Genomic DNA, 25409 nt, shown 5'->3' with positions numbered 1-25409 from the left:
CTTGGGCCGGGCGCCGCGCGGATGCGCGGCGCTGCACCGTGCACTGGCACGGTGCTATGCCCAACGGGCATAGGGCCTGACAAGGCCCGCTGCCGGGCGGGAGTGCCTGCCAGTGCTCAAGCTGCTGCGCTTTGAAGGTACAGCTTGCATGAAAAAACCGGCGCAGGTTTTGCGCCGGTTTTTGTCTTGCCGGTCAGGCCTGCCGCGAGTGACGGCCAGCCGGTCACTCCCAGCAGCTGACCAGCACGGTCATGCCGGACGCCAGCCGGGTTATTGCCGCATTGGGCAGGCTGCCTGCCGAGGCGCTCTGTGCTGCCGGGGTCATACCTGCGGTGTTCAAGGCGCTGCGGATGGCTTCGGCGTTAACGGCAAAGCTGACGCCTTCGGGCAGTTGCTTGCCCTCGATTGTGCGCGGCAGCAGCATCCCCAGAACAGCGCCGCTGCTGTCCAGAACCGGACCGCCCGCGTCGCCGGGCTGTGCCGCCAGTTCCAGCCGGGCAACGCCGGTGTTGCCATCCAGGCTTTTGACGTCTGCGACTTTGCCCCAGGTCAGGCTTGGTGCGCCCAGCACGCCTTCATAGGAGAAGCCGGAAACAGCGATCTCAGACTGCAGCCGCGGCGAGGCGGCGCTGAGTTCACCAACCGCGGCAGGCGCCAGCGCTTGGACGGGGCGCAGGATGGCGATGCCGTCTGCGGTGTTGTTGGCCGCTACTTCGGCCCTGTAGCCGTGGTCCAATGTGATGCGGGTACAGCCCGCCACCACGTCGGATGTGGTCAGCACGCTGCCGTCGCCATCGACAAAGAAGCCGGAGCGCGACAGTTTCGGCTTGCGGATTTCCAGGCCAGAAACCAGGTCGATGTTCTGCACCGCATCGCCGCCGGCTGCCGGGTCCAGAACGCCGTCGAGTCGGGTGAAGCTGGCTTGCATTGCGGCCAGAACGCGGGTGCGGCGGTCCTCGTCGCCGGCCGGCCAGATCAGGGTAAAGCCCTTCACCTCACCGTTTTTCAGGCTGGCTTGGGTGAAGGAGACGATCTTGCTGTTGCGGCCTTCGATGGTGAAGCTGTCCTTGCCGCGCTGGCGCGGGCCTTCCAGCGGCACAATCGCCAGCGTCTGCATAATGTCATAAAGGCCGAACAGAGTGCGTTTGTCGCCGGGCTGGCTGATCAGCAGCACCTCCGCGCCCAGGCTGCCCTTGGCAGCGTAATGGGCAAAGGGCGATTCATAGCGGTCGAACGCGACCTCATCCGCAGGGATCTGCAGGGCGATGCCGGCCTTGGCGTCTTCCACCCGGGCCATGCCGACCGAGATCAGCGGCGCGTTGTATTCATCCATCAGCACCTGGCGCTGGGCGGTGGTCAGAACGCCGGTGGGTTCAAAGCCGCGGGCCGTCTGCCAATCGCTCATCGAGCCGCGGGTGCCGCGGCCAAAGGCGCCGTCGATGGACGAGCTGTAGAAGCCTGCGGCCTTCAGTGCGACCTGCAGCTCCATCCGCTGCTCACGCGACAGCACGCGTTCGCTGCGCCGTGCCTCGGCGGGGGTCTCATCCGGCAGGTTCGACTGCACGGCTGCCTGCTGCTGCGGTGCCGGGTCTTCTGCTGCAGGCGCCGCCGGTGCAGGGGCAGGCGCCGGTTGCGCCGGGGCGGTTGCATCTGCGGCCACCGGGTAGAACTGGCTGCGCAGGTTGCGGCGGAACGCGATGAAGCTGTCGCGCGGGATCTGGTTTTCGGCGCGGTAGACTTGCAGCACCCGTTCGGCGTCTTCGCGGGCGTAGGGGCCGATCATCACCCCGTACCAGCCACCGCCAAGCGCATAACCGGAGACATCGGGCAGGCGGGCAGCATAGGTGCGGGCCTCGGTTTCGGCCTCGCGCAGGGAGGGGCGGGCGGCGATCTGGATCCACACCGCATCGCGGCTGCTTTGCGCCGAAACCGGCGCGGTGAACGCAATGGCCAGCGCAATCAGCGGCAGCGCCAGAGCGGCAAACAGTTTTTTCATTGTCAGGGCCTCGTATCCCGGAAGATCTCTTATTCTTTGCCGCGGAGGTTAAGCATTTTGGCACGGCAAAGGGAACTCCTCATCGCAGGGGGAATTCCCGCCCCGTTGCCGCATTCCCGCACTTTTGTTGCCGATGCGCTGCACAGCGCAGGGCAGCCGCCGCGGTGTAAGCACCCGCAGGGCGTTGACCCTGCCCATTGCCTTGCATAGGAAGATCCCCGCAATTGCTGCCCCAGCTGCCCCAAAAGGGATACGAGATGACCCAGACCAACGGCGCGCCGCGCTCCTTCCAAGAGATTATCCTGAGGCTTCAGAATTACTGGGCCGCCAAAGGCTGCGCGGTGATGCAGCCCTATGACATGGAAGTCGGCGCCGGCACCTTTCATCCGGCGACCACGCTGCGCTCGCTGGGGTCCAAAGCCTGGGCCGCGGCTTATGTGCAGCCCTCGCGCCGCCCCACGGACGGGCGCTATGGTGAAAACCCGAACCGGCTGCAGCATTATTACCAGTACCAGGTGCTGATCAAACCCTCGCCGCCGAACCTGCAAGAGCTGTATCTGGGCAGTCTTGAGGCGATCGGCGTCGATATGGCGATGCATGACATCCGCTTTGTCGAGGACGACTGGGAAAGCCCGACGCTGGGCGCCTGGGGCCTGGGCTGGGAAGTCTGGTGCGACGGCATGGAAGTTTCCCAGTTCACCTATTTCCAGCAGGTCGGCGGCCATGACTGCCACCCGGTGTCGGGTGAGCTGACCTATGGGCTGGAGCGTCTGGCGATGTATGTGCTGGGTGTCGATCATGTAATGGATATGCCCTACAACGATCCGGACGCGCTGATCCCGCTGACCTATGGCGATGTGTTCAAGCAGACCGAGGAAGAATACGCCCGCTGGAATTTTGACGTGGCCAACACCGAAGTGCTGCTGCGCCATTTCGAGGAGGCCGAGGCCGAATGCGCCGCCATCCTGGCGCAGGAACATGATGATCCCAAGACCGGAAAGCGCATCATCATGGCGCATCCCGCCTATGACCAGTGCATCAAGGCCAGCCACATCTTCAACCTGCTGGACGCCCGCGGCGTGATCTCGGTTACCGAACGGCAGGCCTATATCGGCCGGGTCCGGGCGCTGGCCAAGCAATGTGCTGACGCCTTTGTGCTGACTGACGCCGGCGGGTATACCGCCGAAAGTGCAGCCTGAGCAGAGTAGGGCGCGTTATGGGAAAGTTCCTGGCATTGATCCTGATCCTGTCAGCGCTCGCCGCTGGCGGGGCAATGTATTACCTTCAGGTCTACGGGTTTTATGAGGACGTGAAACTGCAGCCGGGCCGCGATGTGATGCTTGTGCCGCTGAATGGCGGCGAGGCGCAGCCGGTCGCTTATTCAGAGTTTGAGGCAATTGACGCCGGCAGTTCGCCGATCCGCTACCGCGCGTGTTTCCGCACCAAGGTGACGCCGGATGCACTGGCGCAGCTGTTCACCCTGACGGACAAGCTGGAACCGCGCAACGCGCCGGGCTGGTTTGAGTGTTTTGATGCGGCTGCCATCGGCGAACAGCTGGCCAATGGCACAGCCAAATCCTTCCTGTCGGTCAAGAACATCTCCTTTGGTGTCGACCGGGTTGTTGCCGTCACCGACGGGGGCCGCGGCTATGTCTGGCATGAGCTGAATGACTGCGGCCAGAAAGCCTATGACGGCACCGTGGTGGGCGAGGAATGCCCGCCCCGGCCGGCAACAGGCGAATAACCGGAACGTTAAGAGGCAAATCCCGCACGGGACATGGAAACCCATATCACCATACCTGACTTCATCTCGGTAACGCTGGGGTTTGCGGTCTTTCTGCTGGGAGCGCGCCTGAATGCCAAGGTTGCAGCGCTGCGCCGGTTCAATATTCCGGAGCCGGTGACAGGCGGGCTGGCGGCCTCGGTTGCGGTGCTTCTGGTCTACATCCTGACCGGCCTGCAAATCGAGTTCGAGATGCAGAGCCGCGACTACCTGCTGGTGCTGTTCTTTGCCGGTATCGGCCTTAACGCGCGGCTTTCCGACCTGGTTGCCGGCGGCAGGCCGCTGGTTATCCTGCTGGTGCTGACCTTGCTGGCCATTCTGGCCCAGAGCGTGATCGGCGCCGCCGGGGCCGTGCTGTTCGGATATCCGGTTCAGGCAGGCGTTCTGTTCGGGTCGGCGGCGCTGATCGGCGGGCATGGAACAGCGATTGCCTGGGCGCCCGATGTGGCTGCCGCGGCAGGGCTGGACGGTGCCGCTGAATTGGGCGTGGCGGTTGCAACATTGGGTCTGGTGCTGGCAGCACTGGTGGGCGGGCCGGTTGCCCGCCATCTGATCAACCGGCATGGGCTGACGCCTGCACGCCCGGAGGAGGAACAGACAGTCGGCCTTGGGCATGACGAGGCGGAGACAGCAACTGTCGGCCACCTCGATCTGATGCGGGTGATGCTGTACCTGAACCTTGCCATAATCCTGGGATATGCCGCCTCGATCAGCCTGGACGCTGCGGGGGTGAAGCTGCCGCTGTTTGTGCCCTGCCTGATCGCGGGCATTCTGCTGGCCAACCTGCGCAGCCTGCTTGCGCCCGCTGCGGACCCTGTCGCCCGCACCCCGGCGCTTGCTCTGATCTCGGAGTTCTCGTTGGGCGCCTTTCTGGCCCTGTCGCTGATGGCCCTGCAGCTTTGGACCATCGCGGGGCTGGGCCTGGCCATTGCCGTTATCATGCTGGCGCAGACGCTGTTCACGGTGGCCTTTGTGCTGTTTGTTCTGTTCCCGCTGCTGGGACGCGGCTACCGGGCTGCGGTGCTGGCCGCCGGGTTCGGCGGCTTTGCGCTGGGCGCCACCCCCACGGCCATCGCCAATATGACCGCTGTGACCAAACGCTATGGGCCGTCGCCTATTGCCTTTGTTGTGCTCCCCCTTGTATCCGCCTTCTTTGTTGATATCGCCAATGCCATCGTCATCCAGGCGATCGTGAATTTCTGAGGACCCCCGATGCCCGATCTGCTGATTGAACTCTTTTCCGAAGAAATCCCGGCCCGCATGCAGGCGCGTGCTGCCGAGGATCTGAAGAAACGCGTGACCGATGGCCTGGTCGAGGCGGGCCTGACCTATGCCGGTGCCGCAGCGCTGTCGACACCGCGCCGTCTGACGCTGGCGGTTGACGGTCTTTTGGCGGAAAGCCCCACCATCCGCGAAGAACGCAAAGGCCCCAAGGTCGGCGCGCCCGACAAGGCAATCGAGGGCTTCCTGCGCGGCGCAGGCCTGACCCGCGATCAGCTGGAAGAGCGCGAGACCCCCAAGGGCGCGGTTTATTTCGCCCTGATCGAAAAGCCGGGGCGCCCGGCAGCCGAAATCATTGCCGAGGTGCTGGAGACCACCATCCGCACCTTCCCCTGGCCCAAATCCATGCGCTGGGGCGCCGGAACTTTGCGCTGGGTGCGCCCCTTGCATTCGATCCTGTGTATCCTGTCGGATGAGGCAGGCGCGACCGTGGTGGATCTGGACATCGACGGTATTAAATCCGGCAACATCACCCGCGGCCACCGCTTCATGGCGCCGGACCAGATCACCGTCACCGGTTTTGACGACTACGCCGCCAAGCTGAAGCGCGCCCATGTTATGCTGGACCCGGCCGAGCGTCAGGCCGCGATCTGGCAGGAGGCCACCAATCAGGCCTTTGCCAGCGGCCTGGAAGTGGTCGAAGACAAGGGTCTTCTGGCCGAGGTTGCGGGTCTGGTGGAATGCCCGGTGGTGCTGATGGGCGCCATCGACGCCGAATTCCTGGAGCTGCCGGCCGAAGTGCTGCAGACGTCCATGAAGGAGCATCAGAAGTTCTTCTCGGTCAAAAACCCCAAAACCGGGCGGATCGAGAAATTCATCACCGTTGCCAACCGCGAGACCGCGGACAATGGCGCGACCATTCTGGCGGGCAACCAAAAGGTACTGTCGGCGCGGCTGGCGGATGCCAAGTTCTTCTGGGAGAACGACCTGCGCACCGCGAAATCCGAGGCGGGTATGAGCGCCTGGGTCGAAAACCTCGGCAACGTGACATTTCACAACAAACTGGGCACCCAGGCGGCGCGGATCGACCGCATCGCCGCGCTGGCCCGCGAGATCGCGCCGGTTGTCGGCGCCAATGCCGATCTGGCAGAGCAGGCGGCGCGGGTGGCCAAGGCCGACCTCAGCTCTGAAATGGTTTATGAATTCCCGGAGCTGCAGGGCCTGATGGGCCGCTACTATGCGCAGGCCGCCGGCCTGCCACAGGAAGTTGCGAACGCCTGCGAGCAGCATTATTCGCCGCTGGGGCCGGGCGATGATGTCCCGTCGGAGCCTGTTTCGGTTGCCGTTGCGCTGGCCGACAAGCTGGACACGCTGACCGGCTTCTGGGCGATTGATGAAAAGCCCACCGGGTCGAAAGACCCCTTTGCCCTGCGCCGCGCCGCGCTGGGGGTGATCCGGCTGGTGCTGGAGAACGATGTTCGGATGCCGCTTTCTGGTCCAGCTCTGAAGTCATTTGCACAACGTGACGGTTTTCAGACAGGGATCGCGAGGACGAGTGCCATTGAGGAACTAGCGAATGCAGCGCTGAAAGTAGGTACCAAAGACGCAATCGATGTCGCGAAGAAGTCTGCACAACCTCTGGATCCAGAGGCTGTCGACAAGTTGGCAGACGAGTCGTTTGAAAAAGCTTTTCCCATTGTTTCCGACCTCCTCTCCTTCTTCCACGACCGTCTAAAAGTCTTCCTGCGCGATCAGGGCATCCGCCACGATGTGATCGACGCCTGCATTGCGATGGAGGGCAATGACGACCTGACCCTGCTCGTGAAACGCGCCCGCGCACTCGAAGACTTCCTGAAGACCGAGGATGGCACCAACCTGCTGCAGGGCTTCAAACGCGCCAACAACATCCTGTCGCAGGCCGAGGAAAAAGACGGCGTCGAATACTCCTATGGCGCCGACCGCAAGTTTGCCGAGGACGACACCGAAAAGGCACTGTTCGACGCGCTGGAGGCTGGCGGGGCGGCGATCTCTCCGGCCATCGAGGCCGAAGATTTCGCGGCTGCCATGCGGGGCATGGCCGCCCTGCGCGCGCCGATAGATGCGTTCTTTGAGGCAGTGCAGGTGAATGCGGACAGCGAAGTGGTCCGCCGCAACCGCCTGAACCTCCTCAGCCAGATCCGCCAGGTCTGCGGCCAGGTTGCTGACCTCACCAAGGTTGAAGGCTGAGCACCAGCCGGCTGCTTCTTTCTGGTCCAAAATACCCGCCCCGCAGGGTCCGGCCTTTCCGTAAGGGAAGGCCGGTTTTCTTTTGCAGAACCGCGCTCAGTTGCCGGAGGGCGGTTACAAGCCCCTTGCGCGATCATGTCTTGTCCTTATGGTGACTTGCAAAGGAGACGTGCTGCAGTGCAGAAAGATTTCGAACAGATCCCGCCGGCTTCCCTGATCACCGCGACCGCACCGATTGCCGCCACCACCCATGGCGGGCGGGCGAAATGCCTGCAGCGGCTGGAGCGGCTGGACCTGCCGGTGCCGCGCACAGTGGCGCTGTCTTTTGACGCGGTGCATTCCATTGCCGAAGGCCAGATGCCGGATCTGACAGCAGTGCTGAGCGAATTCGACCCGGAGGCGCTGCTGTGCGTGCGCCCGTCTTCCGAGGATCCGGATTGGGGCGGACCGGGCGCGATCCTGAACATCGGCATGAATGACGCGCGTTACGTGGATCTTTGCGACAGCCTGGGCCGCGAGGCCGCCGCGGCTTTGTTCCTGCGTTTTGTGCAATCTTATGCAGTGCATGTGGCGCGGCTGGACCCGGATGTCTTCGACGATGTCGAGGATGGCGGCCCGGACGCGCTGAGCGAGATCCTGCACGCTTACGAGGCGGAAACGGATGAGCCTTTCCCGCAGGATCCGGGCGAACAGCTGGCGGCGGTGCTGCGGTCGATGGCGCGGGCCTGGGAAGGCACCTCGGCGCGGCTCTTGCGCCAGGCCAAGGGCGCACCTGCTGATGCAGGCCTGGGGCTGGTGGTGCAGGAAATGATCCCCGGTGTCGGCCAGGGCGAATGCGGCTCCGGCGTGCTGCAGCTGGTGAATTCGACCACCGGCAGTCCGCGGCTGACCGGACGCTACCTGAGCCAAAGCCAGGGGCGCGATGCGCTGGGGGCAGGGGCCAAGGCGCTGTATCTGGCCAGGGATACACGCGGGCTGTCGCTGGAGGAGCTGGCGCCGGAGGCTTTTGCGGACATTCAATCCCATGCCGCGCTGATGCGTGAGAAGCTGCGAGAGGAAATGCAGCTGGAGTTTGTCATTGAAAACGGGCGCGTGCATATCCTCGACGGGGTGCGGGTGGTGCGCTCGGCGCAGGCTGCGGTGCGGATCGCTGTGGCGCTGGCCGAAGACGGCATTATCCCGCAGGAAGAGGCGCTGATGCGGGTGGATGCGCATATCCTGAACGAGATGCTGCACCGCCAGGTGGCGCCGGATGCGGAACGGGATGTGATTGGCAGCGGCATCGCCGCCAGCCCGGGGGCTGCCACGGGCAAGCTGGTCTTTACCGCCGCCGGGGCGCAGGCCAGCGCGTCCCGCGGGGAGCCTTGCATTCTGGTGCGCCGGGAAACCTCTCCTGAAGATGTGCGCGGGATGCATGCCGCTGCCGGGGTGCTGACCGAAAAGGGCGGCATGACCAGCCACGCTGCGGTGATCGGCCGCGGGCTGGGGCTGCCGTGTATTGTTGGCGCCCTGAACATGAAATTCCACAGCAAGCGCAAGATGCTGGAGGCGGCGGATGGCCGGGTATTCCGGGCCGGTGACATCATCACGATCGACGGCAGCAGCGGCCATGTGCTGGCGGGCCAGCCGGCGATGCTGGAGGCGGCCCAGGACGGGGCGCTGCAAACCTTGCTGGCCTGGGCGGACGAGGCCCGCGACATTGGCATTCGCGCCAATGCTGATACGCCGGAAGATGCTGAAACGGCACGGAAGTTCAATGCGCAGGGCATTGGTCTCTGCCGCACGGAACACATGTTCTTTGAGCCCGGCCGCCTGACGGTGATGCGGGAGATGATTTTTGCCGAGACGCCGTCAGGGCGGGCTGCGGTGCTGGAGCGGCTGCTGCCGATGCAGCGTGACGACTTCCGCGAACTGTTCCGGATCATGGAGGGGATGCCGGTCTGCATCCGCCTGTTCGACCCGCCGCTGCATGAATTCCTGCCTGCCACCAAAACCGGTCAGCGGGAATTGTCCGAGGCACTGGGCATCCCGGTCAGCGATGTCACCCGCCGGGTCGAGGAAATGGGCGAATACAACCCCATGCTGGGCCTGCGCGGTGTGCGGCTGGGGGTCACGGTTCCGGAAATCTATGACATGCAGGCGCGGGCGATCTTTGAAGCCACATTGGAGGCGTCGAAATGGGGCGACCCTGTGGTGCCAGAGATCATGATCCCGCTAGTGTCGGCCAAGCGCGAGGTGGAGCTGGTCAAGGCCCGCATCGATGCGGTGGCCGCGGCGGTCAAGGCAGAGCGCGGCGAGGACTTTACCTACCGTCTGGGCGTCATGGTGGAAACACCGCGCGCGGCGCTCAGGGCGGGTGAGATTTCACCGCATACCGCGTTCCTCAGCTTTGGCACCAATGACCTGACCCAGATGACCTATGGGCTGTCGCGTGATGATGCCGGGCGGTTCATGTCGGACTATGTGAATCAGGGGGTCTTTCCCGAGGATCCGTTCCATGTGCTGGACACCGACGGGGTGGGGGAGCTGCTGAAACTGGGCGTTCAGCGCGGCCGGGCGGAAAACAGCGCCATCACTTTGTCGATCTGCGGCGAGCATGGCGGCAACCCCGAATCGATTGCCTTTTGCCGTGATGCGGGCTTTGATTACGTTTCATGTTCCCCGTTCCGGGTCCCGGTTGCGCGATTGGCCGCAGCCCAGCTGGCAATTTCCGGAAAGACCGGACAGACGGCGCCAACATACACAAAATATTAAGAAAAATTGGGCCATCCAGCAGCCGCCGATGTAACACCGGCGGTGTGCATGTGTTCCCCATCAGTGCGGTTGCAGCCCGAACGCTGGACGTTTCGGGTCTTTTACCTTAAGGGATGCGACCGCATGTGCCGGGGGAACCGGGCACAAGCTGCTAGGACGGGGGAACCCTGAATGAAATTGTTGACTATGATTGCCGTGATGGCTGCCACCATCGCGATGGGTAAGAGTGTTGCTGCCGAAACCGGTCTGGGTACGCTGATCGAGCGTGAACAGGCCAGTTTGAGCGCAGTGCCTGCGCGGAAGTTCAGCGGGTTTTTCGGGATCCGCAACAACGCGTTCAAGAGCCGCAAGGCACGGCCGCAGATCGAATACAGCAAGGCGTGGCTGGATGCCCAGCCGAAAGCTGCCGGCGGCGAGCAATTCGCCTGTCTGGCCGAAGCGCTGTATTTCGAGGCCCGCGGTGAAACCGTAAAAGGCCAGTTCGCAGTGGCCGAAGTGATCCTGAACCGGGTCAAGAGCGCGCAATTCCCGAATTCGCTTTGCGGTGTGATCAAGCAGGGAACCGGGCGCAAGTACCAGTGCCAGTTCACCTATACCTGCGATGGCCACAAGGAAGTGATCAACGAAAAGAAGGCGTATCAGCGGGTGGCCAAGGTGGCACGCGCCGCGCTGAACGGGCTGAAGTCAGAGCTGACCGGCGGTGCGACCTACTATCATACCACCGCGGTCCGGCCGCGCTGGAGCCGCACCTTCACAAACACAGCGCGCATCGGTGTGCATCTGTTCTACCGGGACGAACGTTACCGGACGGCGCTGAGCAACTGACCGCCTGAAGGCGCCACGCCAGTGCCGCTTTCGGCTACTGGCGTGGCGTTTGCGGGCCTGTTATGACGGCGCTGAAATACTATTGTTGGGTCCCATCACCTGACACTGCCAGCCAAAGGCCCGTTTTCCCATGCCCTCTGAAATCCGCCTTGCCTTTGCGCACCCGTCCGAGCGTTCTGTGGCCACTGCCGCACCCGGACCGCTGGACCGCATTTCCCTGCGGGACCACACTGTCGAGGTGGAGATCGGTGCCTTCCAGGCCGAGCGCGGCTCGACCCAGCGGATCAGCTTCAATGTGGTGGTCGAAATTGCGCCGTTGCCCAAGGACCTGGATGACGATGTCGACCGGATTCTGTCTTATGACAAGCTGACCGAGGCAATCGCGCATGAGCTGGCGGCCGAACGGCTGAACCTTTTGGAGACACTGGCCGAACGGGTGGCCGAGCGGATCCTGCTGGAGCATCAGGCGGTGCGCGCCTTTGTGCGGATCGAAAAACTGGACCGCGGTCCCGGCGCGCTGGGCGTCGAAGTGGTGCGCTCCAAGGACCAGATCACCCATCCGGTGGATGAAGAAGAGCGCCCGCATCCGCGGCTGATGTATCTGTCTAACGACGCGATCGACAGCGGCAACCTGACCGCCTGGATCGACCAGATGGAATGCCGCCGGCGGCCGCTGATCCTGTGCGTTGGCGCCCACCTGCTGGAGGTCCCCACCACCGGTCACAAATGGACACAGCGCCGGATCGATCTGCTGGCAATCGAACAGAACGCCTGGCGCCTTGCCGCCAAGGATGACCGTTGCGTGGTGGTTTCGACCCGGACCGAGCTGGACTGGGCGATCAAGAACCGCCAGATCTGCGTCTGGGCGCCGTCCAAGATCGTGCTGGACGCGGTGGAAGGCCCCTCGGCGCCGCCGTCGAACTCGGTTGCGCTGGCGGCCTGGTTTGCGGCGACCTTTGAGGCGGGTGAAATGATTGTGCTTGGCGGGGATTTGCCTGATAATCCCGGTGTCCCCTTGCGGGCCGTCAGCGTGGAGCAAACACAACTGTGATATATTACCGGCCATTGGTTCAGCATGGCGAGGCGCGCCCCGAAGGTGCGGTCCCGCTGGCAGGCAGTGCCCTGTGGTTTACCGAGGTTGAAATCCTGAGCCGCGACGCACCGCCGCGGATCGCACCGGCAGGGCTGGTGCCTGAGAAGGAACGCCGCCGCTTAAGCGCGCGGCGTGCGTCGATTGCCGGGCTGGATATGACCCAGCCGCAGATCATGGGCATCCTGAATGCGACCCCGGACAGTTTTTCGGACGGCGGCCGGCATTCCGGTGTCGAGGCCGGCAAGGCGGCAGCCCTGCGGATGATGGAGGAGGGCGCCACTATCATCGACGTCGGCGGCGAATCCACCCGCCCGGGCGCCGAAGAGGTTTCCGAGGCCGAGGAAATAGACCGCACCGCGCCGGTAATCGCCGCAATCCGGGCGGCCAGCCCGGTGCCGGTCTCCATTGATACCCGCAAGGCCACCGTGGGCATGGAAGCGATGGAGGCGGGGGCAAACCTGCTCAACGACGTCTCAGGCTTCACGTTCGATCCGGCGCTGGCACCGTTGGCAGCCCAGGCCAGCGTGCCGGTCTGTATCATGCATGCGCAGGGCGATCCTGCCACCATGCAACAGGACCCGCATTACGCCAATGTGCTGCTGGACGTTTATGACTTCCTGAGCGATCAGATCGACCGGCTGGAGGCCATTGGCGTGGTCCGCGAACAGATCGTGATTGATCCCGGCATCGGTTTTGGCAAGACGCAGGCGCATAATCTGACGCTGCTGCGCAATCTCAGCCTGTTCCACGGGCTTGGCTGCCCTATTTTGCTGGGCGTTTCCCGCAAGGGGTTCATCGGTAAAATCGGCAAGGAGCCGCGCGCGGATGCCCGCGCGCCTGGCTCAATCGCAGTGGGGCTTGCGGCGCTGGGGCAAGGCGTGCAATTCCTGCGGGTGCATGACGTTGCTGAAACGGTTCAGGCGCTGCGACTTTGGCAGGCCGTCCGCTGAGGCTTTTGGCAGGAAAAGCATAATGCGTAAACTCTTTGGCACTGATGGCGTGCGCGGCACTGCCAATACCCATCCCATGACCGCCGAGATGGCGCTGCGCATCGGCGCCGCAGTCGGGCGTTACTTCCGGCGTGACGGATCTGGCGTGCACCGGGTGGTGATCGGCAAGGACACCCGGCTGTCCGGCTATATGTTTGAGAACGCGCTAACGGCGGGGTTGACCTCCACAGGCATGAACGTGCTGCTGCTGGGTCCGGTGCCGACGCCCGCAGTGGGGCTGATGACGCGGTCGATGCGGGCCGACCTGGGGGTGATGATCTCGGCCAGCCACAACCCTTCCGAGGATAACGGCATTAAGTTCTTCGGCCCCGACGGGTTCAAACTGTCGGACAGCGCCGAGATGGAGATCGAAGCCCTCATCGATGCGGGGGTCGAAGCCGCGCAGGCCGCCAATATCGGCCGCGCCAAGCGGATCGACGATGCCCGTTTCCGTTACGGCGAGCGGGTCAAAAGCTCGCTGCCGCGCAATCTTGGCCTGAACGGGCTGAAAGTGGTGATTGACTGCGCCAATGGTGCAGCCCACCGGGCGGCGCCCGAGGTCCTGTGGGAGCTGGGCGCCGAGGTCATTCCGGTAGGGGTGTCCCCGGATGGTTTGAACATCAACCGCGGCTGCGGTTCAACCCAGCCGCAAACCGCCGCTGAGGCGGTTGTGGCGCATGGCGCCCATGCCGGTATTTGCCTGGACGGCGATGCTGACCGGGTGATCGTGATTGACGAAACCGGCACCGTGGCCGATGGCGATCAGCTGATGGCCTTGCTGGCTACCCGCTGGGCGGAGCAGGGCCAGCTGGCAGGCGGAGCGCTGGTCGCTACGGTGATGTCGAACCTCGGGCTGGAACGGCACCTGGAAAGCAAGGGGCTGGGCCTGGAGCGCACTGCCGTCGGCGACCGCTATGTGGTGGAGCGGATGCGCGAGGGTGGCTTTAACCTGGGCGGTGAGCAGTCGGGCCATATCGTGATGAGCGATTACGCCACCACCGGCGACGGGTTGATGGCGGGGCTGCATTTCCTGGCTGAAATGGTGCAGACCGGCAAATTGGCGTCTGAGCTGGCGCATCAGTTCCAGACCGTGCCGCAGCGGCTGCGCAATGTGCGCTTCCAGTCCGGCCAGGCGCCATTGGAAGATGAGCGCGTGCAGGACGCGATTGCCGCTGCTGAGAAAGCACTGACCGGTCAGGGGCGGCTGCTGATCCGCAAGTCCGGAACCGAACCTCTGGTGCGGGTAATGGCGGAATGCGAGGACGCTGGGCTGATGGCGCTGGCCGTTGACAGCGTGGTGGCTGCGGTTGAGGCCGCCGTCGCAGAGTAACTTGCCTGGGGGCGCTTAGCCGCCTTTGGTGAACAGACGGCTTAGCTTGCCGAACTGGCTGAGGCCGAGACCGCCCAGGATCATCCCCATTGCCAGCAGCATCGAGGGCGGCAGATCCTCGCCCAGGAAGACAGCACCCAGCACCACGGCCCAGACCGGCACCTGATAGTTGGTCAAGGTCATGAAGGTCGGTCCCGCTTCCCGGACCACGATGACCCGCAGCAGGTTGGCAGCAGCAGTAGGGATCAGGCCGAGGATGGCGGCAATTGCCAGTGTCTTTGTGTCCGGCATCACCGGCGGGCCTTCGGCGGCCCAGGCCGCCGGGAAGATGATGAAACAGCCGATCACCAGAAAGATGGCTGCCAGCCCGACCGGATCGGCGGGCGGCAGGCGGCGGGTCAGGATGGAGCTGACCGAGTAACAGGCCGCCGCCGTCAGGCAGGCGGCGCGGCCATAGGCCTCCAGTTCAGCACCGCTGGTTTCAAACGCCTTGCTGCCAATCAATAGGGCGACACCTGCAAATCCGATGCTGAAGCCAATCAGGCGGCGCAGGGTCATCTGCTCTCCTGGCACAAAAAAATGCGCCAGCGGCAGCACCATCAACGGGATTGCCGCCATGCTGACGCCGGTAAAACCCGAGGAGACATGCTGCTGCCCCCAGGAGATCATCATGAAAGGCAGGGCGGTGCTAAGGATGCCGATGATGATGATTGAGGGCCAGTTGGCCTCGCCCCGGAACAGCTTGAACCCGCGCCAGCCCCAGATTGCGCCGAGCAAAAGGGCCGCAAATCCGATCCGCCCGGCGGCCAGCCAGAACGGGGTGATGCCTTCCAGTGCCAGCTTGATCAGCAGAAAGGTGGCACCCCAAACCAAGCCAAGGGCGGCGATCATCATCCAGTAACGCGGGGCGATGCCGGGCATGGGTTTCTCCTGCGGTTCACGGGGCGAAAAGACCCCGCTGGGCGGACGGGGTCAATGGCAATTGCTTTGTTATCGATCGAAGTGTTTTTGACCCTTGACCGCGCGCGGGCGGCGGTTGCGGCTGAGGAGCAGTCCGCCGAGGATCAAAGCCAAAGCTGCAAACAACTGCGGCGGCAATGTCTCCCCGAGCAGGGCGGCGCCAAATATCACCGACCAGACCGGCACCTGATAGTTCACGGTGGACAGGAATGCAGGACCTGCACTGCGGGCGACCTGGACCAGCAGCACCTGCGCCAGCGCCGTGGGCAGCAGGCCGAGGTAGATGATGGCGCCCAGCGGCAGCGCGGCGGGCAGTTCCGGCACGCCTTCGGCCCAGAGGGCTGCCGGGGTCATCATAGCAGCACCGCACAGCAGCGCCGCGGCAGAGAGCGACAGCATGTTCACTTGCGGGCAAAGCCGGGTGATGATCGAGCCGATGGCATAACACAGAGAGGCGCCAAGACAGGCCAGGCGCGCAAGCGATTCAAAATCGCTCCCGGCGGAGCGGAAGGCGTCGAGCCCGATCAGCACCACCACACCGGCAAAGCCGATCAGGAAGCTGAGGGTGCGGCGCAGGGTCATATGCTCGCCCGGCACCAGCAGATGCGCCAGCGGCAGCACAAACAGCGGTACGACGGCCATGCAGACCCCGGCAAAGCCGCTGGCCACATAGGTCTGCCCCCAGCTGAGCAGGGTGAAGGGCAGCGCGTTGGTGAAGAACCCCATGCCGAAGGCGCAGGCCCAGATGATGCGGCCCTCGCGGGCGCGCGGGGACGGCAAGCCGATGCCCATCGCATAGACCACGCCCAGCAGGCAGACCGCGCCGATGGAGATCCTGAGCGCGGCAATGGTCATCGGCGGGAAGCCCCGCAGCGCCAGCGACACCGCCATGAAGGACGCGCCCCAGATCACACCGAGGAACAGGAGCTTGGCCCAATTGGCGGCGCCGGGGGAGTCTGGCATGGCGGAACCTCAATGTAATCAATGAAAAAGGGCGCCCCAGATCGGAGCGCCCTGCAGAGGTAAGGTCAGCGGAGGGTTCCGCGGGCGCCTTAGTTCTTCTCTTTGTCGACCATTTTGCCGGCCGAAATCCAGGGCATCATGCCGCGCAGCTTGGCGCCGGTTGCCTCGATCGCGTGCTCGTCGTTGGCACGGCGGGACGCTTTGATGGTCGGCTGGCCAACTGCGTTTTCCAGCATGAAGTCGCGGACGAATTTGCCCTGCTGAATGTCGTTCAGCACTTCTTTCATGCGGGCTTTGGTTTCGTCGTACTTCAGGATGCGCGGGCCGGTGACGTACTGGCCGTACTCGGCGGTGTTGGAGATCGAGTAGTCCATGTTGGCGATGCCGCCTTCATAGATCAGGTCCACGATCAGCTTCACTTCGTGCAGGCACTCGAAATAGGCCATTTCCGGCGCGTAGCCAGCTTCGACCAGGGTCTCGAAACCGCAGCGGATCAGCTCAACCAGGCCGCCGCACAGAACCGCCTGCTCACCGAACAGGTCGGTTTCGCATTCTTCACGGAAGTTGGTCTCAATGATGCCCGAGCGGCCGCCGCCGATGGCGGAGCAATAGGACAGGCCGGTTTCCAGCGCTTTGCCGGTGGCGTCGTTGTGAACCGCAACCAGGCAGGGCACGCCGCCGCCTTTGGTGTATTCGCCGCGCACGGTGTGGCCGGGGCCTTTGGGCGCCATCATGATGACGTCGACGCCTTCTTTCGGCTCAATCAGGCCGAAGTGCACGTTCAGGCCGTGGGCAAACGCGATGGCGGCACCCGGCTTGATGTTGTCGTGGACGTATTTCTTGTAGGTCTCAGCCTGCAGTTCGTCGGGCATGGTGAACATGATGACGTCGCACCAGGCGGCCGCTTCTGCGATGCCCATGACCTTCAGGCCTTCGCCTTCGGCTTTCTTGGCGGAGGGGGAGCCTTCGCGCAGCGCAACGACAAGGTTCTTGGCGCCGCTGTCGCGCAGGTTCAGCGCGTGGGCGTGGCCCTGGGAGCCATAGCCCAGGATGGCCACTTTCTTGTCCTTGATCAGGTTCACATCGCAATCGCGGTCGTAATAAACGCGCATGATCCACGTCCTTTCCATTGGTGTTTGAGGGCATCATAGGCATGTGGGCGGGGAACGCGATTGCCGTTCCGTGTGAATTTGGCGGATTATTTGCCGTAGTTATTCGCCATTTCTCATGATAGTGATAAATTCATGCTTGATGATCTTGACCGGCGCATTCTGCGCCATCTGCAAAGCGAGCCGGGGCAACCGATTCCGGATCTGGCCGAACGGCTGGGTATGACGGCCTCGCGCCTGTCGCGGCGGCTGGAGAAGCTGCGCGAGGGCGGCGTGATCCTGGGCCAGCGGGCGATAATCGACTGGCGCGCACTAGGCTACACGGTGGAGGTGTCGTTGCGGGTGACGCTGGACAAGACCAACCCGCGCGCCTTTGACGAGTTCATCGAGGCGGCCCGCGGTATTGCCGAGGTGATCGAGATCCAGACATTCCTCGGCCAGGTCGATGTGCGGCTTTCGGTGATCGCGCGGGACATGCCGCATTACCAGCAGATCTACCGCGCCGCCATTTTGAACCTGCCGCATATCACCGACATCGAGGCGCTGATGCATGTGGCGCGGATCAAATCGGACGAGGTGCTGCCGGTATGAACACGCTGGACGATCTTGACTTTGCCATTCTGCGGGGGCTGTCGGAGGATGCGACGCTGTCCGCAGGGGCGCTGGGGCGGCAGCTGGGCCTCAGCCAGCCTGCCACCTGGCGGCGGATCAAGCGGCTGCAGGAGACGGGCATCATCGCGGGACGCAGGCTGGAACTCGACAAGGAGAAACTGGGGTTTGGCGTCACCGTCTTTCTGGGGGTGAAACTGGCGACCAAGGGAAGGGTCAGCCTGGAGGATTTCGAACGCGCGGTTTCCGCCATTCCGGAGGTGCAGACGGTGGAGCATGTGCTGGGCATGTATGACTACCGCTTGCGGGTGACCGCGCGGGACATCTCGGATTTCGAACGGGTGCTGCGCCGTCGGGTGATGACCCTGCCGGGAGTGGGCAATGTTGAGGCCAATGTGCTGCTGAGCGAGGAGCGCAGGCCGGGGCCGCTGGGGTGACCCGGCGCACCTTTGTTGCCGATCCGAAACTCGCTTGGCGCAAATGCGGGTGATTTCTGTCGTGCTTGGGCTGTCTTTTCCGTTCCATTTCGCCAGTATCCCCCTTCGGAGAACGGCGGCAGCACTGTATGCCACGGTAGGCTTTGCCAAACCGCGCGGCGCCGGCTAGCCGTTAATTGAGGAATATCAACGGAGGCCCAGATGGCACTGCTCGATACCGTGGACCCGCAGGGTCTGGATGAATTTTCGGTGGTTTTCACCGACCGCTCGCTCAACCACATGTCCAAGACCTTTCAGACCGTGATGCTGGACATCAACGGGATGCTGAAAGAGGTCTATAACGCCGAAGCCGTGGCGCTGGTGCCGGGCGGTGGCACCTACGCGATGGAGGCGGTGGCGCGCCAGTTTGCCCGCGGTTCCGACGCGCTGGTGGTGCGGAACGGCTGGTTCTCCTACCGCTGGAGCCAGATTTTCGAGACGGGCGGGTTTACCGCGTCCTCCACCGTGATGAAGGCACGCCGGACCGGCAACGAGTCAGCCTCGCCCTTTGAGCCTGCACCGATTGCCGATGTGGTGGCAGCGATTCATGAGCAGAAGCCGGATATCGTGTTTGCCCCGCATGTGGAAACCGCCGCCGGTGTGATCCTGCCCGATGACTATGTGACCGCCATGGCCGCGGCTGCGCATGAGGTTGGCGCGCTGGTGGTGCTGGACTGCATTGCCTCGGGCTGCGCCTGGGTGGACATGAAGGCGACCGGTGTAGACGTGCTGATCTCCGCGCCGCAGAAGGGCTGGAGCGCGTCGCCCTCTGCCGGCCTGGTGATGTTCTCGGACCGTGCGCTGGCGCGGCTGGAAGAAACCGCCTCGGACAGCTTTGCCATCAACCTTAAGCAGTGGCGCACCATCATGAAAGCCTATGAGGACGGCGGCCACGCCTATCACGCCACCATGCCGACTGATGCGCTGAAGGCGTTCCGCGATACCATGCTGGAGACCAAGGAATACGGTTTCGACCGCTTGCGCGATGCGCAGTGGGCGCTGGGCGACGGCGTGCGGGCGATGCTGAAGGAAAAGGGCATCACCTCGGTTGCCGCGGACGGTTTTGGCGCGCCGGGTGTGGTGGTGAGCTACACCACTGATCCGGATGTGCAGAACGGCAAGAAGTTTCTGGCGCTGGGCACCCAGATCGCGGCCGGCGTGCCGTTGCAATGCGATGAGCCTGCGGATTTCCGCACTTTCCGCTTGGGGCTCTTTGGCCTCGACAAGCTTTATGACGTGGATGCCACCATCGCGCGGCTGAAATCGGTCGTGGATCAGGTGCTTTAGCGCAAAATCCGGACTGGGCTGCGCAAGGGGATATTGCTTGTGCGGCCCAGCCCATGGCGCAGGGTGAGCCAGATTACCCCAAGGCTGATGGCCAGCCAGATGCCTCCCCACAGCATGGTTGCGCCGCCGAACTCCTCGGCCATCATCCGCGCGTCGGAGCGCAGGTAGGAGCGCGCAATCGTGTCGTCCCAGATGTCGAGCGGCGCGTAGATCATGCTGCTGACCCCGATCACCCGCAGGATCATGTCATTGATATTCAGGCTTAGATACCGGGATGCCGCCAGCATCAGTGCGCCCGTTGCAAAGGAAAACGTGAGGGCAAAGAGATCGCGGACATAAAAAACTGCGATCACAAGGGTGACGGTTCCGAACAGCGCCAGCACCTTGCGGTCCCAATCCGTGCGCAGGGCAATCACGAACAGGGCAGAGCCGATCAGCAGCGAGCCGGTATAGCCTGCGGTAAGCGTCAGGAACCGGCTGCCGCCGCGTGAAACCACCCTGCCGCCCTCGTAAGGGTCGATGGACAGGCTGACTACATCGCCGCCGGTCAGCAAGGTCATGGCAGCATGGGAGAATTCATGCAGAAATACAGTGAGGATGCGCAAGGGTAGCAGTGCCGGGGTCTGCCAGAGGGCGGCGATGGCCAGCGTCAGGCAGAGGAGCTGCCAGTGGCCTTTCAGAAAGCGTCCGGCTGCCCGCATGCTATTTCACACCAAGCCCCATCTGCATAAGCGTCCGGCGCACCGGGGCCAGCGAATAAAGCGCATTGAGGCCGAATGCGCGCAGGTCGCGCAGGGGGCGCGGCGCCAGCATCGAGGTGCGGTTCAAAAGGTCGATGCCTTTCACGCGCAGCATGATCTCGTTGTGACGGGCCTTGTGGTAGGCGGCCAGAATTTGCGCATCGCCCAGACCTTCGGGGCGGGCCTCGGCCAGCTCCAGCAGGCTGCGCAGATCGCCAAGCGACATGTTGAGGCCTTGCGCGCCGATCGGCGGCACCACATGGGCGGCTTCGGCCATCAGCGCCAGCCGCTCGCCGTTCAGCCGCTCTGCCGATTGGCTGATGATCGGCCAGATGGTGCGGCGCGAGGCCAGTTTCAAATCGCCGAACAACCCGCAGCTGCGTGTCGTCATGGCCGCCTCAAACGCTGCCGGTTCCAGGTTCAGCAGCTCCTGCGCCTTGGGGCCGCGTTCCATCCAGACAATCGCCGAGGACGGTTGGCCCTGGTAGTCGGGCAGGGGTACCAGAGTGAACGGCCCGCCGGAGCGGTGGATCTCGGTTGAGACATTTTCATGCGGCACCACATGGGTGACGGCAAAGGCCAGCGCCTTTTGCCCGTAGCGGGTTGTCTTGACCGGAATGCCCGCCGCCTCGCGCATCGGCGAGTTGCGGCCGTCGCAAGCCACCACCATTTTTGCGGTCACTTGGCTGCCATCGCTGAGGGTGACGCGTGCCTCATCGGTGCGGGTAAACAGGCCGGTGGTGCCGGTGCCAAAGCGCAAATCGACATTGGGCAGCTCTGCCAGCCGGGCAATCATCTCGCGCCGTAACAGCCAGTTGGGCAGGTTCCAGCCAAACGGCTGGCCGGAGATATCGGCGGCGTTGAAATCCTTGACCACCCGCGGTTCGGGCCGCGCACCGCCGGCATCGACGATGCGCATGACCTGCAACGGCGCGGCGTGATCCGCCAGCCGCGCCCAGATCCCGCAGCGCTCCAGCAGCGCCTGGGCGGGCTGCAGAAAGGCTGTGGTGCGCAGGTCGGAGCCTTCGGCGTCGCGCTCGGTCACCGGCGGGGCGGGATCGGCGCAGATCACACTGAAACCGCTGGACGCAAAAGCGGCGGCCGCGGTCAGACCCGCAATGCCGCCGCCGGAAATCAGGATATCGCAGGTATCGGCCATCGTCTCAGCCCTCCGTTCTGCCGCCAGAAATAGGCCCGGACAGCGGGGGAAGACAAGCCGATAGCGGCAGATAGGGCGCTTAGCCGCGGGTGATGGAGATCAGCAGCGTGAACACCACCGGCACCATGCAGACCGCCGGGATGTAGAGGCCGGGAATTCCGAACAGCAGGATCGAACAGCCCCAAAGGCTGACCAGCGTTGCAATGGCGTAATAGAGGTTTTCCTCTGGACCATAGGCGACCTCTTTGATCATCCGTCCCAGCAGCGGAACGGCAAACAGCATGCGCTGCATCAGGGTCAGGCGTTCGGGAAGGGCATATGCGCTCATCGGTCGGGCTCCAAGCATTCGGTTTCGGGGCGCATATAGGGAGGAAAACATGCGGCAAACAGGTGTATTTTGCCGCAGTTGCAAAGATTTGCCGGTGTGCAGTTGTACACATCCTTGAAGGCGGCAAAAGACCTCGAAAGGCGCCGCCTGCAGAGACAGGACCTCAGGCCAGAGCAGCCAGAAAACCCGTCAAATCTTCCGAATGATGATGAATGTGCGCGGCCCTGACCGGTTCCGGCGCCACATGCACCGTGCGCATTCCCATCTGGTGCGGGGCGGCAAGGTTGCGGGCGTCATCCTCGAACATTGCCGCCTGGTCCGGGGTTACGCCGGCGCGGGCAAAGACCCGGTCAAAGGCGCGCCGTTCCGGCTTGGGGTGGTAATCCGCGTGTTCCACGCCATAGACGCCGTCAAACAGCCCCGACAGCCCGCGCGCGGCCAGCACCCGCTCGGCATATGGAGCGGTACCATTGGTATAAACGAACTTTTGACCAGGCAGATTGCGGATGTTCGCAGCCAGGCCAGCGTCCTTTTCAAGAGGCTCCATCGAGATGTCATGCACCGCCACCAGATAGGGTTCCGGATCCAGATCATGCTCGCGCATCAGCCCGGCCAATGTGGTGCCGTGTTCGCGCCAGTAATGGCTGCGCAGGTGGTCGGCCTTGGCCTTATCCACGCCTAGGGCCGCCATCACATAGGCCGTCATCTTGACCTCGATCTGGTCAAAAAGCCGTGCTGACGGCGGATACAGGGTGTTGTCGAGATCGAACACCCATTGGGTGACATGGGAAAAGGATTGCTTGGGCATGGTGCCGGATTACGGGGCGGATGCCGCTATTGCAATCAAAAGCGCATTTTGACTGCGGGTTTTCAGCGCTTTAGCGCCATCAGGCTTGATTGCTGCCCGCTGCGCTGTAGAGATTGGCAAACCGGAAATGACAGGAAGACCCATGAGCCAGAGCCGCAGCAACCAGAAAGATGCCTATGCGTTGATCCTCGAGGCGATCGACGTTGGCGTTTACAAGCCCGGCGACCGGCTGGTGGAGAGCGATCTTGCCGAACGCTTTGGCGTCTCGCGCACTCCGATCCGCGAGGCGCTGCAGCGGCTGGAAACGCAATCGCTGCTGGAGCGTGACGGGCGGTCGCTGATTGTTGCCTCGCTCGACCACAACCAGATGGCCGAGCTGTATGTGGTCCGGCGCGAGCTGGAAGGGCTGGCAGCACAGCTGGCGGCGCGCCATGCCACCGAAGAAGAGATCAAGGTGCTGAAAGAAATGGTCGAGGCCGACGACCAGTTGATCAGTGATCCATTGGCGCTGTCCAAGGCTAACCGCCGGTTCCATGAACAGATCCATTTGGCGTCGCACAACCGCTATCTGGTGCAGCAGCTGGACCTGGTGCACCGGACCATGGCGCTGATGGCGACGACCTCGCTGGCCGCCGAGGGCCGCAGCGAGATTGCCCAGTCCGAGCACAAGGGTATCGTTGATGCAATCGGCCGCCGCGACGAGGCAGCAGCGGGCGAGGCGCTGAAGGAACATATCTCGATTGCTTTCATGACCCGGCTGAAGCAGGACGCCAGCGGGCGGGGATAAACCGCCAGCCCCAAAGCCAGGCACCGCGGCATTTGGATGCGGGTTTGATGCCATGCGCCGTCTTGTCCCAGAAAAACGGCCGGACGAGCAGCTCATGCGCTGCTTTGGTGACAGCAATGGCGCCCATCGGATAGTAGAGGATCATCGCAGGCGCCCAGGCCGCCAGCCAGGGCCGCCCCATGGCAAAGGCGGCGGTGACGCTGATGACCAGTCCCAGCAACTCGAAAAACACCAGCGCCGCGGCCGCCAGCGACAGCAGCAGCGGCGAAGCCGTGCCGGCGCTGGGGTGCGGCAGGCCAAGCGCTATCAGCCAGAACGACCACAATACCGGCGCAAACAGGAACTGCCCGATGGTGCCCAGAAAGAACGCCTGAAACCCTAGGAACCGTTTCCAGCCAAGGTCACCCAACAGCCGCAGCGGCTGGCGCATATGCACCAGATAGGTCACCATGAACCCTTTCAGCCAGCGCGAGCGCTGCTTGACCCAGGGCCAGGGACGGCAGTTGGCTTCCTCAAACGTGGTGCTGGGCAGCATTCCGGTGCGGTAGCCGGCGCGGTAAAGCCGGACACCCAGATCCGCATCCTCGGTGACGTTATGGGCATCCCAGCCGCCGAGTTCCTCCAGCACCTTGCGGCGGATGAACATTGTCGTGCCGCCCAGCGGCACCACCAGGCCAAGCCGGGAAATTCCGTGCAGAACGATGCGGAACCAGCTGGCGTATTCCAGCGTGAAGCAGCGGGAAATCCAGTTGGTGGCGGGGTTGTAGTAGTCAAGAACACCTTGAAAACAGGCAGTGTTTTTGCCGGCGCGGGCAAAGGCTTGCGCCACCTGGTCCAGCTGATCCGCCTGCGGCGCATCCTCGGCGTCCCAGACACCGATGATGTCGCCACGGCAGAAGTTCAACGCATAGTTCAGCGCCCGCGGCTTGGTGGTCAGCCCGCCAAAGGCCGGAACCTCAACCACCCGGATCCAAGGCGGCAGGCGGGTGGCTGCAAGGGCTGCGCGGGTGACGGTGTCATGTTCCTCCAGCACCAGGATCACATCGGTCAGGGCCGGCGGGTAGCTGAGCTTGCGGATGCGGGTAAGCAGAGCACGGCTGATCTCGGCCTCCTGGTAAAGCGGCACCAGGATAGAGATGACGGGCCGGCTGCCCAAGCCGGTTTGACAGGCCAGGGGCATCTGCGCCGGAGGCCGGCAGCGGGTCCGGCCGGACCAATAGGCTGCAAGCCCGCAAAGCTTCAGCATGGTGAATAGCAGCACCGACAGCAGCGCCACCAGGCTGAGAGCGGTGAAGACCGCCGCAGGGGCGGTCCAGCCGAGGTAAAGCGCGGGCAGGGCACAGACTGTCAGCAATGCGCGGCCCCTTGCAGGCTGCAGGCTGCGGCAACTTTGCCGCGAAGTCACGCTGCAGCAGGCCTGGCGCACCAGGGCGGGGCTGAAATACGCGGTCAGCAAAGCGGTGATCTGCGCTTCGCAGACCAGCACCGGCGTTATGCAGCCAAAACTGTCCTGCAGTTCGCCGCGCAGCATCTCGAACTGGTCCGGGTGGGCAATGGCAACGGTGACGGTTTGGCCGAATTGCATCCACGGAAGCGCAGAGTGGCGGAGCCAGAACTGGGCGGGTTTACGGGCTAGAAGCCGGGGATTGACGACCTGTCCGCTGAGGTCGGCGCGCTGCATCCGGTATTGCCGGGCCAGCGTGTCCTGGACCTGGTCTTCACTGGCCAGCCCCTCGGCCACCAGCACCCGCCCAAGGGCGGCCTTCTGGTGCTGGCGCAGCACCAGCGCCTTCATCATGCTGCGGCCATTTACCGGCGGCGGCAGCGCCGGAGAATACTCCCCGGCGGGCCGCGGCGGGCGGAATTGCCGCAGCGGCTGAGACACAAAACCCATCGCTACCCCGTAACAAAAACACCTGAGGGCTTTAGGCTGGCGGCGGGGGTTTAAGAATTGGTAAATGCAGTG

At 63.6% G+C, this 25409-nt stretch carries 22 protein-coding genes; 13 read left to right on the top strand and 9 right to left on the bottom strand.

What is annotated here, in order from left to right; all coding sequences use genetic code 11:
- Positions 1 to 223: 223 nt before the first annotated feature.
- A complete protein-coding gene (locus K3555_RS14720) occupies positions 224 to 1996 on the bottom strand; it encodes a trypsin-like peptidase domain-containing protein (RefSeq protein WP_260005957.1) in 1773 nt (590 codons plus the stop codon).
- A gap of 257 nt (positions 1997 to 2253) precedes the next feature.
- Between K3555_RS14720 and K3555_RS14715 the strand changes: the two genes are divergently transcribed.
- From K3555_RS14715 to glmM, 9 genes are all read left to right on the top strand, one after another.
- Positions 2254 to 3195, top strand: a complete 942-nt coding sequence (locus tag K3555_RS14715) for a glycine--tRNA ligase subunit alpha (RefSeq protein WP_260005956.1) — start codon at positions 2254 to 2256, stop codon at positions 3193 to 3195.
- A gap of 17 nt (positions 3196 to 3212) precedes the next feature.
- Positions 3213 to 3740, top strand: coding sequence for a DUF6446 family protein (locus tag K3555_RS14710; RefSeq protein ID WP_260005955.1), 528 nt, complete (start codon positions 3213 to 3215; stop codon positions 3738 to 3740).
- Positions 3741 to 3773: 33 nt separating this feature from the next.
- Entirely contained in the window at positions 3774 to 4982 is a 1209-nt protein-coding gene (gene gltS / locus K3555_RS14705; RefSeq protein WP_260005953.1) for a sodium/glutamate symporter, read from the top strand.
- 9 nt (positions 4983 to 4991) lie between these two features.
- Positions 4992 to 7226 (top strand): glycine--tRNA ligase subunit beta, encoded by a 2235-nt coding sequence (gene glyS / locus K3555_RS14700; RefSeq protein WP_260005951.1) that lies wholly within the window; start codon positions 4992 to 4994, stop codon positions 7224 to 7226.
- Between the two features lie 135 nt (positions 7227 to 7361).
- The gene (locus tag K3555_RS14695) at positions 7362 to 9980 is read left to right on the top strand and encodes a pyruvate, phosphate dikinase (RefSeq protein WP_260005950.1); all 2619 of its coding nucleotides are present in this window, start codon (positions 7362 to 7364) and stop codon (positions 9978 to 9980) included.
- Between the two features lie 171 nt (positions 9981 to 10151).
- Positions 10152 to 10805, top strand: a complete 654-nt coding sequence (locus tag K3555_RS14690; protein WP_259986571.1) for a cell wall hydrolase — start codon at positions 10152 to 10154, stop codon at positions 10803 to 10805.
- A gap of 130 nt (positions 10806 to 10935) precedes the next feature.
- Positions 10936 to 11856 carry a dihydroneopterin aldolase gene (locus tag K3555_RS14685; RefSeq protein WP_260005949.1) on the top strand — a complete coding sequence of 307 codons (921 nt, stop codon included), beginning with the start codon at positions 10936 to 10938 and terminating at the stop codon, positions 11854 to 11856.
- On the top strand, positions 11853 to 12848 hold the full coding sequence (gene folP, locus K3555_RS14680) for a dihydropteroate synthase (protein WP_260005948.1): 996 nt from the start codon (positions 11853 to 11855) through the stop codon (positions 12846 to 12848). The genes K3555_RS14685 and folP overlap by 4 nt, the downstream gene beginning before the upstream one ends.
- Positions 12849 to 12870: 22 nt before the next feature.
- Positions 12871 to 14217, top strand: coding sequence for a phosphoglucosamine mutase (gene glmM, locus K3555_RS14675; protein ID WP_260005947.1), 1347 nt, complete (start codon positions 12871 to 12873; stop codon positions 14215 to 14217).
- 15 nt (positions 14218 to 14232) lie between these two features.
- On the opposite strand, the gene K3555_RS14670 is transcribed toward glmM, so the two are convergent.
- The 3 genes from K3555_RS14670 to ilvC all read right to left on the bottom strand — a co-directional run bounded on the left by K3555_RS14670 (position 14233) and on the right by ilvC (position 17252).
- Entirely contained in the window at positions 14233 to 15138 is a 906-nt protein-coding gene (locus K3555_RS14670) for a DMT family transporter (protein WP_260005945.1), read from the bottom strand.
- Positions 15139 to 15207: 69 nt separating this feature from the next.
- On the bottom strand, positions 15208 to 16140 hold the full coding sequence (locus K3555_RS14665; protein WP_260005944.1) for a DMT family transporter: 933 nt from the start codon (positions 16138 to 16140) through the stop codon (positions 15208 to 15210).
- An 89-nt stretch (positions 16141 to 16229) separates the two neighbouring features.
- Complete coding sequence (gene ilvC, locus K3555_RS14660; RefSeq protein ID WP_260005943.1) at positions 16230 to 17252, bottom strand: ketol-acid reductoisomerase; 1023 nt, start codon at positions 17250 to 17252, stop codon at positions 16230 to 16232.
- A gap of 132 nt (positions 17253 to 17384) precedes the next feature.
- Between ilvC and K3555_RS14655 the strand changes: the two genes are divergently transcribed.
- The 3 genes from K3555_RS14655 to K3555_RS14645 all read left to right on the top strand — a co-directional run bounded on the left by K3555_RS14655 (position 17385) and on the right by K3555_RS14645 (position 19621).
- Positions 17385 to 17840, top strand: a complete 456-nt coding sequence (locus K3555_RS14655) for an Lrp/AsnC family transcriptional regulator (RefSeq protein WP_260005942.1) — start codon at positions 17385 to 17387, stop codon at positions 17838 to 17840.
- The gene (locus K3555_RS14650; RefSeq protein ID WP_260005941.1) at positions 17837 to 18295 is read left to right on the top strand and encodes an Lrp/AsnC family transcriptional regulator; all 459 of its coding nucleotides are present in this window, start codon (positions 17837 to 17839) and stop codon (positions 18293 to 18295) included. The genes K3555_RS14655 and K3555_RS14650 overlap by 4 nt, the downstream gene beginning before the upstream one ends.
- 201 nt (positions 18296 to 18496) lie before the next feature.
- Positions 18497 to 19621 (top strand): aminotransferase class V-fold PLP-dependent enzyme, encoded by a 1125-nt coding sequence (locus tag K3555_RS14645; protein WP_260005940.1) that lies wholly within the window; start codon positions 18497 to 18499, stop codon positions 19619 to 19621.
- Here K3555_RS14645 and K3555_RS14640 read toward each other — a convergent pair.
- The 4 genes from K3555_RS14640 to K3555_RS14625 all read right to left on the bottom strand — a co-directional run bounded on the left by K3555_RS14640 (position 19618) and on the right by K3555_RS14625 (position 22656).
- Positions 19618 to 20322, bottom strand: a complete 705-nt coding sequence (locus K3555_RS14640) for a M50 family metallopeptidase (protein ID WP_260005938.1) — start codon at positions 20320 to 20322, stop codon at positions 19618 to 19620. The genes K3555_RS14645 and K3555_RS14640 overlap by 4 nt on opposite strands.
- A gap of 1 nt (position 20323) precedes the next feature.
- Positions 20324 to 21520, bottom strand: coding sequence for a UbiH/UbiF family hydroxylase (locus tag K3555_RS14635; RefSeq protein ID WP_260005937.1), 1197 nt, complete (start codon positions 21518 to 21520; stop codon positions 20324 to 20326).
- Between the two features lie 79 nt (positions 21521 to 21599).
- The gene (locus K3555_RS14630) at positions 21600 to 21848 is read right to left on the bottom strand and encodes a hypothetical protein (RefSeq protein WP_260005936.1); all 249 of its coding nucleotides are present in this window, start codon (positions 21846 to 21848) and stop codon (positions 21600 to 21602) included.
- Between the two features lie 163 nt (positions 21849 to 22011).
- On the bottom strand, positions 22012 to 22656 hold the full coding sequence (locus tag K3555_RS14625) for a pyrimidine 5'-nucleotidase (RefSeq protein WP_259986523.1): 645 nt from the start codon (positions 22654 to 22656) through the stop codon (positions 22012 to 22014).
- Between the two features lie 142 nt (positions 22657 to 22798).
- Between K3555_RS14625 and K3555_RS14620 the strand changes: the two genes are divergently transcribed.
- A complete protein-coding gene (locus tag K3555_RS14620; RefSeq protein WP_259986515.1) occupies positions 22799 to 23443 on the top strand; it encodes a GntR family transcriptional regulator in 645 nt (214 codons plus the stop codon).
- On the opposite strand, the gene K3555_RS14615 is transcribed toward K3555_RS14620, so the two are convergent.
- Positions 23403 to 25337 carry a glycosyltransferase gene (locus K3555_RS14615; protein ID WP_260005934.1) on the bottom strand — a complete coding sequence of 645 codons (1935 nt, stop codon included), beginning with the start codon at positions 25335 to 25337 and terminating at the stop codon, positions 23403 to 23405. The two genes, K3555_RS14620 and K3555_RS14615, sit on opposite strands and share 41 nt — an antisense overlap.
- Positions 25338 to 25409 lie beyond the last annotated feature (72 nt).

Source organism: Leisingera sp. M527 (assembly GCF_025141525.1).
Lineage (GTDB): Bacteria > Pseudomonadota > Alphaproteobacteria > Rhodobacterales > Rhodobacteraceae > Leisingera.
Note: the sequence above shows the minus strand (reverse complement) of the source record. Positions and strands in the feature narration are given on the sequence as shown.